We start from the raw sequence: 14,134 nt of genomic DNA, 5'->3' as shown, positions 1-14,134 counted from the left end.
AACCCCCTAAAACGGCATACCAATACCGAAGTTGTATTGCATAAAGCGGTAGCGGTCTGGACTATGTGCGATGTTGTATTGGGCTTTAAAATCGCTGCCTCCTCTTAAGAATTTGCCGATTACCCATTGCTCGCTGCCTTCAAACTGCGGATCTTTTACTTTGAGGCCCAGGTCGAACCTGAACACAAAGAACTGTACGTCGTACCTTAAGCCTACGCCCGTACCAATGGCAATCTGCTTTCCGAAATCCTTCAGTTTAAACTTGGCCCCCGACTGCAGTTCGTCGTCGGTAAGGTTCCAAATATTGCCCATATCCACAAATACGGCTCCTTTAAGCTTGCCACCAAAAAATTTGTTGGTAAGCATGGTCCGGTATTCAAAGTTGCTCTCAATGCGCATTTCGCCCAACTGGTCCAACCCAAAAAGCGCGCTTCTTAACTCTGGTGTCTGCAAAACAGACCTGTTGTAATTACCTGGTCCCAGCGTTCTGGCTTGCCATGCCCTGATACCGCTCGAGCCACCGGCATAAAACATTTTTTCGAAAGGAATGGTGGTAGAGTTGCCATACGCATAGCCGATACCTGCATTGATCCTGGCCACAAACTGCTTGTCTACCCCAATGTTTTTATACCAACGCACATCGATTTCAGGGCGTACATACTGGTTAAACGGCAGACCGAATACGGTTCCGAAATCGCCTTTGGCTGGATCGTGTTTATTGCCCAAAGCCCTGGTGGCCAACTGCAAGAGGTTACCCGCCATGTCAATGCTGCCCCTGAAATAAACAAAAGACCGATTGTCTAACAGCTTATCTGCATTAAGCGAATAGGTATATTTTACGCCAAGCGTAAAATCCTTTCTGCCTAGCAGATAAATATTATAAAAGTTATTAGCCAGTAGTTTTTTGTTCACTTCGGCATTGGGGTTCGAACTATTGGTATCGATGAGAACGTTACCAAAACGATATTCAAAGTTTAACGGGGTTAACGAGTGGAGCTTCGATTTGGTTTCTACCCAATCGTAAGAAATGGAATTGATAAAAATCCGCCTTACCGCAATGTCTTTTTGCAAGGCATACAGATAACTAGTAGAAATAGTGGTATAAGGCATCCCGTTTTTGCCCATCATCGGAATACCGAAAGGCACCATCAATCGGGGGACGCTCAAACTGGCACTTACCGAAAAATCGCGCTGGTAGATATCCGAAAAAATCGACTTGCCACCGTTTGTCCTCGATTGCAAACCACCTTTAATCTGGAACTGGAAACGCTCTGCACCTTTCAGAAAGTTATTGTCGGTATACGTATTGCTCAAGTTAAAGCCAACCGTACCGCCGTTAAAAGGGATCTCGCCCTCTATCCGGTTGCTCCGCCGTTTTTGTGGCGTTAACAACAATACCGGTTCTACTTTATTGCTGCTGTCTTTAGGTTTGGTATAATCTATTTTTACGTTTTTGAATACGTTGAGCTGATAAAGCCTATCATAGGTGAGCTGTTCCTTGCTGATATCGAAAATTTCGCCCTCCCTTAAAAAATCGTAGCGCACAATGGGGTTTCGCCTAAACCGTTTAGACAAATCGGTAAATTTGATTCCCCGGATCGTTCTTTTCACTTTGAGCGAATCGCCCAGCTTATCCAAATCGGTAAAACCATCAGAATTTGGAGCAATAATGATATTGGTTTCGCCAATGGTATAAACTCTATGTTTGGTGTAAAGGCTGTCGATGGGGTTGTCGATAATCAGTTTCACGTTTACCTTGCTCGCGTTTAGGCCCGAATCGGGTTCATAGCGCACATAGGGCCTCACAAAATCAAAATATCCGTTTTGGCGCATCACCTGATAAATCTGCTCCCGTTCATAAACCAACGAATCTTCATCGTATTGCATGCCTTCATGCAGGTGCGTAAACAAGACCTTATGCGAAAAATACAGGTTTTTTACGGCGGTATCAGGTATTTGGTAACTCAGCTTGTTTACCATAAAAGCCGGACCTGGATCAGCAATAAATTTGAGGTGGGCCTTTTTGTTTTTGATGTCGATCTGCGATTTGACCTTGGCCTTAAAAAAGCCCTTGCTCTTCAGGTACTTTTCGATCTGCGTACGCGAAATTTCGACCAGCGTACTGTCTAAAATAGGCGGTGGCGAACCCAAAGGCTTGATGTTGCTGGTTTTGTATTTGCCGTTTTTGGTGTTGAACATGTTGTAGATGGCCACATTGATGCCCAAACCGCCTGCCGGCCTGATGTCTTTTTGCACATAGTTATAAGCCTGCTCTTCGAAAGCCTTGCCTACACTGTCTATTTCAACTTTTTTAACGATCGACTGGTAGTCTTCGATGTACTTTGTTGAGGAGCATCCTGCCACAAACACCAAAATAAATAGTAATATTGCAGTAATTTGTACCTGTTGCCTATAGTTGTATTTGTATGCTTTCAAAATCTCAAATCAGTTTTATAAAATCGCTACATCAGAAGAAGTACCGCAAAGAAAGCGGAATTTTTATGATTGAAGGTATAAAATCTATCACAGAATTCATAAACTCAAGCTACCAAATCCACAGCATTTATTATACGCCCGCCTACTTTTCCCAGTTGCCCAAAAATCTCGCAAATATAAAGTTATTTGAGGTAAACAACGCTGAACTGGAGAAGATTAGTACCTTGCAAAATCCGCAGGGCGTTTTGGCGCTGGTTTATATTCCCACCAAGCAGGAAGTGGATATAGCTACGTTAAAAGGCCAGTTTTCGCTGGTTTTAGACGACGTCCAGGATCCGGGAAACTTCGGCACCATTATCCGCACCGCCGACTGGTTTGGCATTAAAAACGTAATCTGTTCGGAAAATACCGTGGAGGCCTACAACCCCAAAACCGTACAGTCGACCATGGGCTCGCTATGCAGGGTCAACGTGATTTATACCCCGCTCGATTCGTTCCTGGCCAATGCCAAATTGCCGGTTTTTGGCGCCCTGCTTAACGGACAGAACATTTACCAAACCAATTGGGGCAACGAAGGGCTGATTTTATTGGGCAACGAAGGACATGGCATTGGCCAGGCCCTGTTAAACAAAATCACCATTCCGGTTACCATTCCGCGCATTGGCGAAGCAGAGTCGTTAAATGTAGCGGTAAGCGCTGCTATTTTTTGCTCCGAAATTAAACGAGGCTAAACTGGCGCCAAAACTTTCTGTTGCATTTTAACCCTCCTAATAAAAAATTAAATTCAATTTGCTTTGAACCCTAATTTTTAATTATTAACTTTGCAACCTTGAATTTTTAAGGGTCGAGTGGCCGAGTGGCTAGGCAGAGGTCTGCAAAACCTTGTACAGCGGTTCGAATCCGCTCTCGACCTCAAGATTAAAATAATTAAAAGAAATAAAGCGCATTACCATGGCAGTAACAAGATTAAAAAGAAAAGACAGATACAATAAAACTGTTTCTCGTTTAGAGGTGAAAAACCTAAAGTTAGCTACTAACTTAGAGTTAGGAAGCCGTTCTAAGCAATCTACAAAAGACCAATTGGCTAAAAACAACGCTATCTTGGCTCAATTAGAAGCTAAAGCTTAGTCAGTTTTCTTTTTAAAAAAGACTTAAAGCATTCTAGATTACTCTAGGATGCTTTTTTTTTTTGCAAATCCCACACATGCTCTCCATGCCCCAGCTATTTTCTTAAAATAAAACTTGCGTAAGCAAATACTTACACATATATTTGTAAGCAAACGCTTACATAATTATGAGGAGAGATGTTTTTCAGGCCATTGCCGACCCCACTAGAAGAGAAATTATAAACCTAATCGCTTTTCAATCGTTAAACCTAAACGCCATTGCCGATCATTTCGACATGAGCAGACCAGCCATTTCGCAGCACATCAAAATATTGAACGAATGCGGCCTGCTCAACATCAGGCAGGATGGCCGCGAAAGATTTTGCGAAATGCGGTTCGAAAAGCTGCAGGAAGTGGCCAATTGGATAGCGCGCTACCAAACGTTCTGGAACAACAAACTCGACGACCTGGAAAGACACCTCAACCAAAAACCCTAGTATTTACCCTAAACAAAACCAACCATGAGCAACAAACCCGTCATTGTAGAAAGAACATTTACCGCACCAGCCGACAGAGTATGGAAAGCCATTACCGATGTAAACGAAATGAGAAACTGGTATTTCCAGCTCAAGGACTTCAAACCCAAAGTTGGCTTTAAGTTCGATTTTATGGGCGGACCGGAAGAAGGCCCGCAATACCTGCACCTCTGCGAAGTAACCGAGGTAGAAGAAGGCAAAAAAATAGCTTACAGCTGGCGTTACGACAATTACCCAGGCAATTCTGTGGTAAGCTGGGAGCTTTTTGACCAAGGCGAAAAAACCTTGCTGCGAATTACGCACACCGGTTTGGAAACCATCGCCGAAAACGGACCTGGTTTTGCCAAAAACAATTTTGTGGAAGGCTGGACCTATTTCTTACATACCGCACTAAAAGGTTATCTTGAACCTGAGCAAAATTAATTTGATTAACCATGGAAAAAGTAGTCATTGTTACGCAGATGCTGATCAGAAAGCCTGCAAAAGAAGTTTTTGAGGCATTTATCGATCCCGCCATCACCACCAAATTCTGGTTCACCAAATCGTCGGGCAAGCTGGAAGAAGGCAAAACCGTTACTTGGGAATGGGAAATGTACAAGGTAAGCAACGAGGTTTCGGTAAAAGAAATCATTGCCAATAAGAAAATAGCCACCCAATGGGGCCAGCCCGCTGTCAATGTCGATTATGAATTTACGGCAGTAACGGAAGATACCACTTATGTAGAAATCAAGAATTACGGCTTTGATCTGAATGCCGACGAACTGATTAAAGCTGTAATGGACAATACCGGAGGCTTTACCACGGTATTGGACGGCGCCAAGGCCTATCTGGAGCACGGCATACAGCTTAACCTGGTGGGCGATAAGTTTCCGCATTGACAACAAACCACAAAGACTTGAAACGCACCTATAATTGCTTATGGGTGCGTTTTGTGTTTTTAAACCAACACCCCGTTCAGGAATGCCACTCTCCTACTTCAAAAATTAAGCTTAACTTTAGGCTATTGAACTTGGCAAGCAACAAATCGCCCTCTCAAAACAATGCAGCATTACCCCACAGACAAAGAAATTATCAAAGGCGAAATTGCCGATTATTGGTTCGAAGACGGAATTTTGGTTTCACTGTCGAAAAGCATTAAACGGACTGTACCCTTAATTGCCGCTAACGTGGAGCTGGTTAAGCAACTGACCAACAACAAGCCCGTTCCATTGCTCATCTATTTAAAAAACTCGCCGGTACCCGATGCCGAAACCAGAAAATTCTCTGCGGCCAAACTGCCGGAAATCTATTCGGCTATGGCCATGGTTGCCCAACCGGGATTGTCTAAATTCATCATGAATATCTTGTTCAGGCTCAAAAAACCTCCCATACCCATGAAAAGCTTTACCGATGCCCAGCAAGCCAAGGCATGGCTCAAAGAAATCGCTACCTGAACCTTCTCCTCATTAGTATTGTTTAAGGGCGTAAGGCACGAGCTTTTTGTTTCAAAAGGCGAAATTCATCTAATTGAAAACAAAGTTTCTTATCTTAACCTATCAAACTTAAAAAAATGACAACAGTAAACGTATACCTCACTTTTAAGGGAAATTGCAAAGCCGCTTTCGAGTTTTACAAATCGGTTTTTGGTGGCGAGTTTCAGTTTATCGGCTTTTTCAAAGACATGCCGCCACAAGAAGGGATGCCACCAATGTCAGCCGAAGCAGGCGAAAAGGTCATGCACGTTTCCCTGCCCATCAGCAAAGAAACTTTTCTTTTGGGCAGTGATACCGACGATGTGTGGTCGCCGAACTTTACCCAGGGCAACAATTTCTCCATTTCGATCAGTACCGATAGCCAAGCCAAGGCCGACCGCCTGTACAATGCGCTTGCCGCTGGCGGACAGGCAACCATGCCGATGAGCCAGACCTTTTGGAGCGCCTATTTTGGCATGCTGACCGATAAATTCGGCATCAACTGGATGATTGGCCTTGAAGAGGAGCCGAAATAGCAAATCGCTATTTTTTCTCCACTACAAAATAGGTCTGCCATAGGGTTGTCAGTAGCACCTTTATTTTTGCTTGACGATTTCATCAAAACCCAATGGAAAATACAGCAGAAACCAATAGAGGCGTAGCTACTTTTTATGCCAAAACCCGACAGGAATGGCGCAACTGGTTGGCACAAAACAATCAGTCGGCTGTAGAAGTATGCCTCATCCTCTACCATAAAAAAAGCAAAACGCCTTGCGTAAGCTATGTCGAATCGGTTGAGGAAGCCCTATGTTTCGGCTGGATAGATTCTTTAACCAACAAAAGAAGCGAGGAAAGCTTTTACCAAAGATTTTCGCCCCGCAAGCCCAGAAGCAACTGGAGCCAATCTAACCGCGACCGCGTGGCTAGGCTGACCAGCGAAGGCCTGATGACCGAGCATGGGCAAAAAACAATTGATATAGCCAAAGAAAATGGCCGATGGATGCCTGGTCAAGTACCTGAAGTCTAAAGTCAATAGTCTTGTGATGAGCAGCTATAGAACAGTGACCAATGAACTAATAATAAATCAACAAACATGTCAATAATCGAACAACTAGCCTCCTCTTTAGGCAGAAGGGACGAAGTTCCCAATCAGGAATTAGCCCAACAGATTGTAGCCAATGGCGATCAAAAGGCCGTGGCGATATTGGTAGAAAACCTCCACCACAAAAACAAGGATATCCAGAGCGACTGCATCAAAACCCTGGATGAAATCGGCAAATTGAATCCTAAACTCGTTGCCCCGCACATCGAGGCTTTGCTGGCCCTGCTCGACCATAAAAACAACCGCCTGCAATGGGGTGCCATGACAGCTTTAAATGCCGTGGCCAACGAAAACCTAAAAGCGGTTTATCAGGCCCTGCCTAAAATCATTGCCTGTGCAGATAAAGGCTCGGTCATTACAAACGACAACTGCGTAGGCATTTTAATCAAGCTTTGTGCTGTGCCTACCTATGCCGACGATGCTTTTGCCCTGTTAAACGAAAGGCTGCTGAAGTGCCCGACCAACCAGTTGCCCATGTATGCCGAAAATGCCTTGCCCATTATCAACCAACAAAACAAAAGCATTTTCGTCAGCACACTAACGGCACGTTTGCCCGAAATTGAAAAAGACAGCAAGCGCCTGCGCGTTGAAAAAGCGATCAAGAAAATCAACAAATAATCCTTTGGGTCTGCTATTACCTATCTGGTCCTAAAAAATCAGCTGGCAGGCAACAAGACCAGTTTTGATTAGCCGAGAAAAAGGGAATAAAAATTTAAGCCACGCGAATAATTAAGCCAAAGCCTTGCAGATTCTCTTGATCAGCCCAGGCCCTTCGTAAATAAAACCCGTATACAGCTGTACCAAAGCAGCGCCTGCATCTATTTTTTCTTGGGCGTCGGCCGGCGAGTGGATGCCTCCTACCCCAATAATCGGGAATGATTTATTCGATTTTTCGGAAAGGTAACGGATAACCTCGGTAGATCTTTTGGCCAAAGGCTTGCCACTCAAACCACCGGTTTCGCTTTTCAGCTTTTCTTCGGTGTACAAGCCGTTCCTGTCAATCGTAGTGTTGGTTGCAATGACGCCGGCAATGCCGGTTTCCTTTACAATCTCCACAATATCGTCCAATTGTTCGTTGGTTAAATCGGGGGCTATCTTAAGCAGGATTGGCCTCGAAATATCGTTTTTGCGGTTGCGTTGCTGCAAGGTATGGAGCAGTTCCTTAAGCGGTTCTTTTTCTTGCAGAGCCCTTAATCCGGGTGTATTGGGCGAGCTTACGTTCACCACAAAATAATCAACCACATCAAACAAACGATCAAAGCACTTGATGTAATCGCTGGTGGCATCTTCGTTTGGCGTACTCTTGTTTTTGCCAATGTTGCCACCTACTATAATTTGAGGCTCTTTTTGTTTCAATAAACGCAGGCGTTCGGCCATAACGTCGACCCCTTTGTTGTTAAAGCCCATGCGGTTAATCAGGGCTTCATCTTCTTCCAACCTGAACATCCGCGGCTTGTCGTTGCCCGGCTGAGGCAATGGCGTAACGGTTCCTACTTCGATAAAGCCGAAGCCCAGATTGCTCAGGGCCTCCACATATTCGCCATTTTTGTCGAAACCTGCCGCCAAACCCACCGGATTTCTGAATTTGAGGCCAAAAACCTCGCGTTCCAATCCCTTTAAATGGATATCAAAACTGCTGCGCAGAATGGTTTTGCCCAATGGAAAATAATCGTGGAACCATTTAAGACGTTTAACCACAAAATAGTGGACATTTTCTGGGTCGAACTTAAAAAATACAGGTTTGACTAGCCGATACATGCAACGAAGATAAGAACGATTTTGTTGTCTTTTATTGAAGAAAAAAAAAATCTGCACAAATCGGCAAAATGCTCTATTTTTTTACATCCGTTTCCGTCGCTTTGAAATGAAAGAACATTTGGATAAGTTAGATTTTACATAGGAACAATTGGTTTATGTTCAACAGCGAGCAATGGCGCATACCCTTGCAACAACTTCAACAAAGACCCTCCACATGAAAAAAGTAAATTTGCTCAGCAAAGCTGAAATGAAAAACGTAATGGGCGGCGATGGCGAAACCATCAGCCATATTGGCGGCGATCGGGCAGTGATGTACTGCCGTACCAGATATGTAGCCTTAATTGGCGACCCGGTTAACGTACCTGATTGCAGCCCCAGCAGTTGGGCTAGCTATTGCGCAGGCAAGGATGGCTACTCTGAAGAAGATTCGCAGTGCATCTACTTTTAATTAAACACAGGGAAACTTTAAAAAGCCAGCTTCATTAGGTGCGAAGCTGGCTTTTTTATTTTTAGTAGGCCGCGGTAAACCTTTGCTTGGCATGCTGGTTGCTCGCTACCTCGTCGGCAATAACAACCGCTAAATCCTGTACAGAAAGTATGCTTCTGCCCTCGGCGTTGAACACTGGATTTTCTAAACCCAAACGGTAATTGCCGGTACGGCCGGTATCAATACCCGGATGCATTTCTATGGCCGGACTAAAAAAGGTCCAGTTGATTTCCTTTTCGTTTTTAAGGATGTTCAAATAATCCCTGGCTGCCGTTGCGCCGGCTTTGTATTCGGCCGGAAAATCAGGACCATCTACTAATTGGTGTCCATCAATAAATAAACTTCCGGCACCGCCAATCACGATTAAGCGAGGTACACCAGCCGTTTTTACAGCCGCTTGCACAGCTTCAGATCCTTTGATAAAATCGGCATACAAATTTGGGTTGGTCCATCCTGCGTTAAATGCGCTTACCACTACATCGGCACCTTTCAAGGCATCGGCCAAAGATTCAACATCGCTTACATCGGCGGTTTTTGCCGTTACCTGATCGTTTTGAGCTACCGAACCTACGTTACGCGCAATGGCAATTACCTGATGGCCACGATTGGCCAATTCTGCTGTTAAGTTTTGGCCAACAAAACCTGTGGCCCCTATTACTGCTACTTTCATTGTTTTTGATTTTATATTGTAAATAATTTTGTTACAGTTTTATTTAAAAAAATATCAGACGAACTTGGCACTAAAATCGGCCAGGCTTTGCTTGTTCAGTTGATCGATCAACACGCGCTCAGTATCGTTGTATAGGCCGTCTAAATGGGCATTGATATTTTTGCCTACCGGACATCGCGGGTTAGGCGTGTTTTTCTGATGCCCCAACAGCGACAGCTGCCTTACGCTTTCGTAAATGGCTCCCAAACTAATGTCGCTTGCCTTTTTGGCCAAGGTGGTGCCACCGTTTTTGCCTTCCTTGCTTTGCACAAAGCCGTGTTGGCGCAAACTGATCAGCTCTTTGCGTACCATGGCCGGATTGATGTTGATGCTTCCCGCCAGCCATTCAGACGATACCAATTCGCCCTGGGCCTTGTCGAGCAAGACCAGAATATGCAATGCGATGGAGAATCTTCCGTTGTTCATTCTGTAATTATTTTTATTACAGTACAAAGGTAGGAACATTTTTTTAAATTCCAAATTTTTGTGTAGTGCGTATGGAGCAGAGCGTAATGCGTAAAGTGTAAGGCGTATAGCGATTGGCGATTAGTTTACTAAGCTAACAATTTAGCTATCAAAGCAATTTTAACCTTTAAAGCAATCGGGAATTAGCCAATTTAATTTGTATTTTTGCGCCGAAATGATTTCTATAAACGATTTAACTTTTTTAATTGGCTCTAGGGCCTTATATGACGAAGCCGATTGGCACATTAAGCCAGGCGACCGTGTGGGATTGATTGGTGCAAACGGAACCGGCAAATCTACCTTGCTTAAACTTATTGTGGGCGAATACACACCTTCTTCGGGCAGCATCTCGATGGCGAAAGACATCAAGATTGGCTACCTGAACCAGGATTTGTTGTCGTACGATTCGCATCACAGCATTCTGCACGTGGCTATGGAGGCTTTTGAGCGCCAGAACCAACTGCACGACGAGATTGAAGAACTCCTCAAAAAAATCGAAACGGATTACAGCGAGGAGGTTTTAAATAAACTGAGCGACAAACAACAAGAATTCGAGGCGCTTGATGGCTATAACATCGAATACCGCGCCAATGAAATTTTGGCGGGTTTGGGTTTCAGCACCGCCGATCAGCAACGCCCTTTGAATACCTTTTCGGGAGGTTGGCGTATGCGCGTGATGCTGGCCAAAATCCTGTTGCAAACGCCCGATATCCTCTTGCTGGATGAGCCGACCAACCACATGGACTTGCCTTCCATCAAATGGCTCGAAAACTATTTGGGCGGTTTTGAAGGCGCCATTGTCATCGTTTCGCACGATAGGTATTTCTTGGACAAAATCGTGAATAAAACCGTCGAATCGCGCAAAGGCAAGCTGACCGTTTATGCGGGCAACTATTCTTTCTACTTGGAAGAAAAAGCTTTGCGCAGCGAGATCCAAAGAGGCGAGTTTAAAAACCAGCAAGCCAAAATCAAGCAGGAAGAACGTTTGATCGAACGCTTTAAGGCCAAGGCCAGCAAAGCCAAAATGGCTCAATCGAGGATGAAAGCCCTCGACAAAATGGAACGTGTAGAAGATGTTGACGACGACAATCCAACGGTAAACTTCAGCTTTAAATTTACCAAACCCTCGGGCCGCCATGTGGTGCGCATCGAAAATGCCTCTAAAAGCTATCCGAACATCGATATCTTGGAGCATGCCGATGCGGTAATCGAAAAAGGCGATAAAATTGCGCTGATTGGCGCCAACGGTAAAGGTAAATCGACCTTATTACGTATGATTGCGGGCACCGAGAAATTTGAAGGTTCTTGCGAAACCGGCCATAACGTAACCACGACTTTCTTTGCGCAGCACCAATTGGAATCGCTGCACCTAGACAATACCATCTTAGAAGAATTGCAGGCTTTTGCGCCAAAACATACCGATACCGAGTTGCGTTCAATCTTGGGTTGCTTCTTGTTTACCGGCGATGACGTATTCAAAAAAATCAGGGTGCTTTCTGGGGGCGAAAAATCGAGGGTAGCCTTGGCCAAATCGCTGACCACCGATTCGAATTTCCTGATTTTGGATGAGCCCACCAACCACTTGGACATCCAGTCGGTTAACATCCTTATTCAGGCCTTGCAACAATACGAAGGCACTTTTATTGCCGTATCGCACGACAGGTATTTCCTAGACAACGTGGCCAACAAAATCTGGTTCATCGAAGAAGAAAAGATCAAGGAATATCCAGGCACTTACGCCGAATACGAAGAGTGGAACAGTAAACGTGTTATTCCGGCGCCAAAACCTATTCCGGTTAAGCCAACGGGCGAAGAAAAGAAAACCAAAGTGGCCGAACCCGCGCCTGCCAATGCTCAGCAGCAATTGAAAAAGCTGAACGAAAAGCTACGCAGAACCGAAGAGGAAATTGCCGCTTTCGAAATAAGCGTAAAGGCAGCAGAAGCCGAACTGGCCAAAGAAGAAATATTTTCGAACCAGCATAAACTGGACGAGGCGAATAAACATTACCTGGCCGAAAAAGCCTTGCTAGACCATGCCCAAAAAGTATGGGAAGAACTAGCAGCCGAAATCATGGAACTCGAATCTTAAGACAATTTGATGAAGAAATTAGGCCTGATAGCTTTTATAATCGTTTTATGCACAAGCGCTTTTGCCCAAAATGCAAGCGTAGTTTACGACAATAAAATCTATCAGCCATTCATCAAAACGGTTGAATGCTACAACAGCAAAAAAGAACAATCCTTTCCGGTGATTACATTGCGCACCGGCGAAACACTCACTTTTGGCTTTGACGACTTGCGTGGTGGCAACAAAAACTACAGCTACAGCATTGAGCACTGTACCTACGATTGGAAGCCATCTAACCTCAACCAACTCGATTACGTAGAATCGTTTAAGGAGGATATCATTTTTGGTTATCGCTATTCCTTTAATACGCTACAGAAATTTACGCATTATCAAATTTCCTTGCCTAACGAGCAGATCAAGCCTAAAATAAGTGGCAATTACCTGCTCAAGGTTTATGAGAGCAACAAGCCTGAAAACGTAATCATTACGCAACGCTTTTATGTTGTTGACAATTTGGCCAATATCGGTGCCGAGTTGCTGCCAAGCAGTCAGGTAGAATTTCGCAACAGCAAACAGCGGGTAAGCTTTAGCATTTTTCATCAAATGGCTATCCAAAACCCTTACCTGCAGGTAAAGGCGGTGGTGATGCAAAACGGTATTCCGCAAACCGCCGTTATCAATACCAAACCTGCCTTTGTAAAACCCGGAGCCCTCACCTACAACGAATTGGGCACCAACGAGTTTTGGGCAGGCAACGAGTTCCGCAAATTTGACATCAGGAGCTTTAGGTACAAAGCCGAGCATGTGCAGGATATTTACCGCGACTCCTCCATTAATGTGATTCTTTTTGCCGACCAGGCCACCGGTACTGCCCGATACAGCAACCAATTTGACGAAAACGGCGATTTTTTTGTACGTAACCAAGACGGTCGCGATAACATTACCGATAGCGACTATGCCAATGTGCTTTTTACCCTAAGCGCAGTTCCGCCAAGCGCCAAAGGCAATGCCTATGTAGTTGGCCGGTTTAACAATTATGCCATCAACGAAGACAGCAGGCTCATTTACGATACCAGTCGCAAGCGCTTTTACGGCAACATCAAGGTAAAACAAGGCGTTTACGACTTCAAATACGTTTGGGTTGATGGCAACGGCAAATTTGACGATACCGTTTTTGAGGGTTCTTTTTTCGAAACCGGCAACACCTATCAGATACTGGCCTATTACCGCAAACCAGGTGGCCGTTGGGATGAGCTGATCGGCTTTGCCAACATCTCAAATGTAAAAAAATAGAGCATTTCCAGACTGTCAAATCTACTGCTATTCTGTTATTTTAGGTGCGATCTTTAGCGCTTAAAGTCCATGACTAAAAAGAAAGAATCTGCCGACATCCCAAAACTTGTTGCTGATGACCAGGCAAAAATAGATATCCATATTGCCCATAAGCGTGAGGCATTTGATGGCATGCGCGCCAACCAGGATGCCGAAATTGCGCACACGCAAGATGCCATTGGCGTACTCAAAACCATTTTACAAACCACCATCATCATTTTCGGAGGCCTGATAGGTAGCTTTATTACGCTGAGCACCAAAATCAATCCTACCTCCTACCTCATTTGCTCGGGCATGATAAGCTTATTGATCATTGGCATCGCCTTGCATTTTACGAGAGCTACCCGAAAGAAAATAGACCAGAGCAACTCCAAGTATGTAATCCATCGGGAAGAATATCATTATGAACGTTCTGTTTTAGGCATAGCGCCCTTCCAATTCGACATCGATGCTTACAACAAAGCACATAAGAAAAGTCCTTACCTGCCTGGCGGAGGCTACAAATTCACCAAAAAGATATTGAATTCGTTTACCTGGATAGTCGTCATTACCGCCTTGATCGGTACCGGCATTGTTTGGCTCGCCATTGACGAAAAAAACAACTCGATCGAAATCAAGAACCAACAAAAAAAGGAAGAACAGACCGAAGCTCCAAAGCCTACAGACACCATTTGTTGCTGATAG

17 protein-coding genes and 1 tRNA gene are annotated in these 14,134 nt (G+C 44.5%); 14 read left to right on the top strand and 4 right to left on the bottom strand.

Going from position 1 to position 14,134, the window contains the following annotated elements; all coding sequences use genetic code 11:
• Positions 1–6: 6 nt before the first annotated feature.
• Complete coding sequence (tamL, locus tag VRU48_RS00670; protein WP_330106007.1) at positions 7–2,436, bottom strand: translocation and assembly module lipoprotein TamL; 2,430 nt, start codon at positions 2,434–2,436, stop codon at positions 7–9.
• Between tamL and VRU48_RS00665 the strand changes: the two genes are divergently transcribed.
• The 10 genes from VRU48_RS00665 to VRU48_RS00620 all read left to right on the top strand — a co-directional run bounded on the left by VRU48_RS00665 (position 2,427) and on the right by VRU48_RS00620 (position 7,249).
• On the top strand, positions 2,427–3,167 hold the full coding sequence (locus VRU48_RS00665) for a TrmH family RNA methyltransferase (protein WP_330106006.1): 741 nt from the start codon (positions 2,427–2,429) through the stop codon (positions 3,165–3,167). The two genes, tamL and VRU48_RS00665, sit on opposite strands and share 10 nt — an antisense overlap.
• A 111-nt stretch (positions 3,168–3,278) precedes the next feature.
• Positions 3,279–3,349: transfer RNA gene (locus tag VRU48_RS00660), tRNA-Cys, on the top strand.
• Between the two features lie 38 nt (positions 3,350–3,387).
• Positions 3,388–3,564 (top strand): spore protein, encoded by a 177-nt coding sequence (locus tag VRU48_RS00655; protein WP_199136627.1) that lies wholly within the window; start codon positions 3,388–3,390, stop codon positions 3,562–3,564.
• A gap of 166 nt (positions 3,565–3,730) precedes the next feature.
• On the top strand, positions 3,731–4,039 hold the full coding sequence (locus tag VRU48_RS00650) for an ArsR/SmtB family transcription factor (RefSeq protein ID WP_330106005.1): 309 nt from the start codon (positions 3,731–3,733) through the stop codon (positions 4,037–4,039).
• 24 nt (positions 4,040–4,063) lie between these two features.
• Positions 4,064–4,501, top strand: a complete 438-nt coding sequence (locus VRU48_RS00645; protein WP_330106004.1) for an SRPBCC family protein — start codon at positions 4,064–4,066, stop codon at positions 4,499–4,501.
• Positions 4,502–4,512: 11 nt separating this feature from the next.
• Positions 4,513–4,956 (top strand): SRPBCC family protein, encoded by a 444-nt coding sequence (locus VRU48_RS00640; RefSeq protein ID WP_330106003.1) that lies wholly within the window; start codon positions 4,513–4,515, stop codon positions 4,954–4,956.
• Between the two features lie 162 nt (positions 4,957–5,118).
• Positions 5,119–5,511 carry a DUF7793 family protein gene (locus tag VRU48_RS00635; RefSeq protein ID WP_330106002.1) on the top strand — a complete coding sequence of 131 codons (393 nt, stop codon included), beginning with the start codon at positions 5,119–5,121 and terminating at the stop codon, positions 5,509–5,511.
• Between the two features lie 116 nt (positions 5,512–5,627).
• Positions 5,628–6,065 (top strand): VOC family protein, encoded by a 438-nt coding sequence (locus tag VRU48_RS00630; RefSeq protein WP_330106001.1) that lies wholly within the window; start codon positions 5,628–5,630, stop codon positions 6,063–6,065.
• A 92-nt stretch (positions 6,066–6,157) separates the two neighbouring features.
• Positions 6,158–6,556 carry a YdeI/OmpD-associated family protein gene (locus VRU48_RS00625; RefSeq protein ID WP_330106000.1) on the top strand — a complete coding sequence of 133 codons (399 nt, stop codon included), beginning with the start codon at positions 6,158–6,160 and terminating at the stop codon, positions 6,554–6,556.
• A gap of 66 nt (positions 6,557–6,622) precedes the next feature.
• Entirely contained in the window at positions 6,623–7,249 is a 627-nt protein-coding gene (locus VRU48_RS00620; protein WP_330105999.1) for a HEAT repeat domain-containing protein, read from the top strand.
• Positions 7,250–7,360: 111 nt separating this feature from the next.
• Here VRU48_RS00620 and VRU48_RS00615 read toward each other — a convergent pair whose 3' ends face one another.
• A complete protein-coding gene (locus tag VRU48_RS00615) occupies positions 7,361–8,389 on the bottom strand; it encodes a quinone-dependent dihydroorotate dehydrogenase (protein WP_330105998.1) in 1,029 nt (342 codons plus the stop codon).
• 214 nt (positions 8,390–8,603) lie between these two features.
• On the opposite strand from VRU48_RS00615, the gene VRU48_RS00610 reads away from it, so the two are divergent.
• Positions 8,604–8,837: a hypothetical protein gene (locus tag VRU48_RS00610; RefSeq protein WP_330105997.1), complete on the top strand. Its 234-nt coding sequence runs from the start codon at positions 8,604–8,606 to the stop codon at positions 8,835–8,837.
• Positions 8,838–8,898: 61 nt separating this feature from the next.
• Here VRU48_RS00610 and VRU48_RS00605 read toward each other — a convergent pair whose 3' ends face one another.
• Together VRU48_RS00605 and VRU48_RS00600 are read right to left on the bottom strand one after the other, a co-directional pair.
• Positions 8,899–9,546 carry an NAD(P)-dependent oxidoreductase gene (locus VRU48_RS00605; protein ID WP_330105996.1) on the bottom strand — a complete coding sequence of 216 codons (648 nt, stop codon included), beginning with the start codon at positions 9,544–9,546 and terminating at the stop codon, positions 8,899–8,901.
• Between the two features lie 54 nt (positions 9,547–9,600).
• A complete protein-coding gene (locus tag VRU48_RS00600) occupies positions 9,601–10,011 on the bottom strand; it encodes an Rrf2 family transcriptional regulator (protein WP_330105995.1) in 411 nt (136 codons plus the stop codon).
• 214 nt (positions 10,012–10,225) lie between these two features.
• Here VRU48_RS00600 and VRU48_RS00595 point away from each other — a divergent pair, with 214 nt between their 5' ends.
• From VRU48_RS00595 to VRU48_RS00585, 3 genes are all read left to right on the top strand, one after another.
• Positions 10,226–12,139 carry an ABC-F family ATP-binding cassette domain-containing protein gene (locus VRU48_RS00595; RefSeq protein ID WP_330105994.1) on the top strand — a complete coding sequence of 638 codons (1,914 nt, stop codon included), beginning with the start codon at positions 10,226–10,228 and terminating at the stop codon, positions 12,137–12,139.
• 9 nt (positions 12,140–12,148) lie between these two features.
• A complete protein-coding gene (locus tag VRU48_RS00590) occupies positions 12,149–13,411 on the top strand; it encodes a type IX secretion system plug protein (protein WP_330105993.1) in 1,263 nt (420 codons plus the stop codon).
• Between the two features lie 69 nt (positions 13,412–13,480).
• Positions 13,481–14,131: a hypothetical protein gene (locus VRU48_RS00585; protein ID WP_330105992.1), complete on the top strand. Its 651-nt coding sequence runs from the start codon at positions 13,481–13,483 to the stop codon at positions 14,129–14,131.
• Positions 14,132–14,134 lie beyond the last annotated feature (3 nt).

It is taken from the genome of Pedobacter albus, from assembly GCF_036324255.1.
Lineage (GTDB): Bacteria > Bacteroidota > Bacteroidia > Sphingobacteriales > Sphingobacteriaceae > Pedobacter > Pedobacter albus.
The sequence above is the reverse complement of the archived record's forward strand: the minus strand, read 5'-3'. Positions and strand labels throughout refer to the sequence as shown.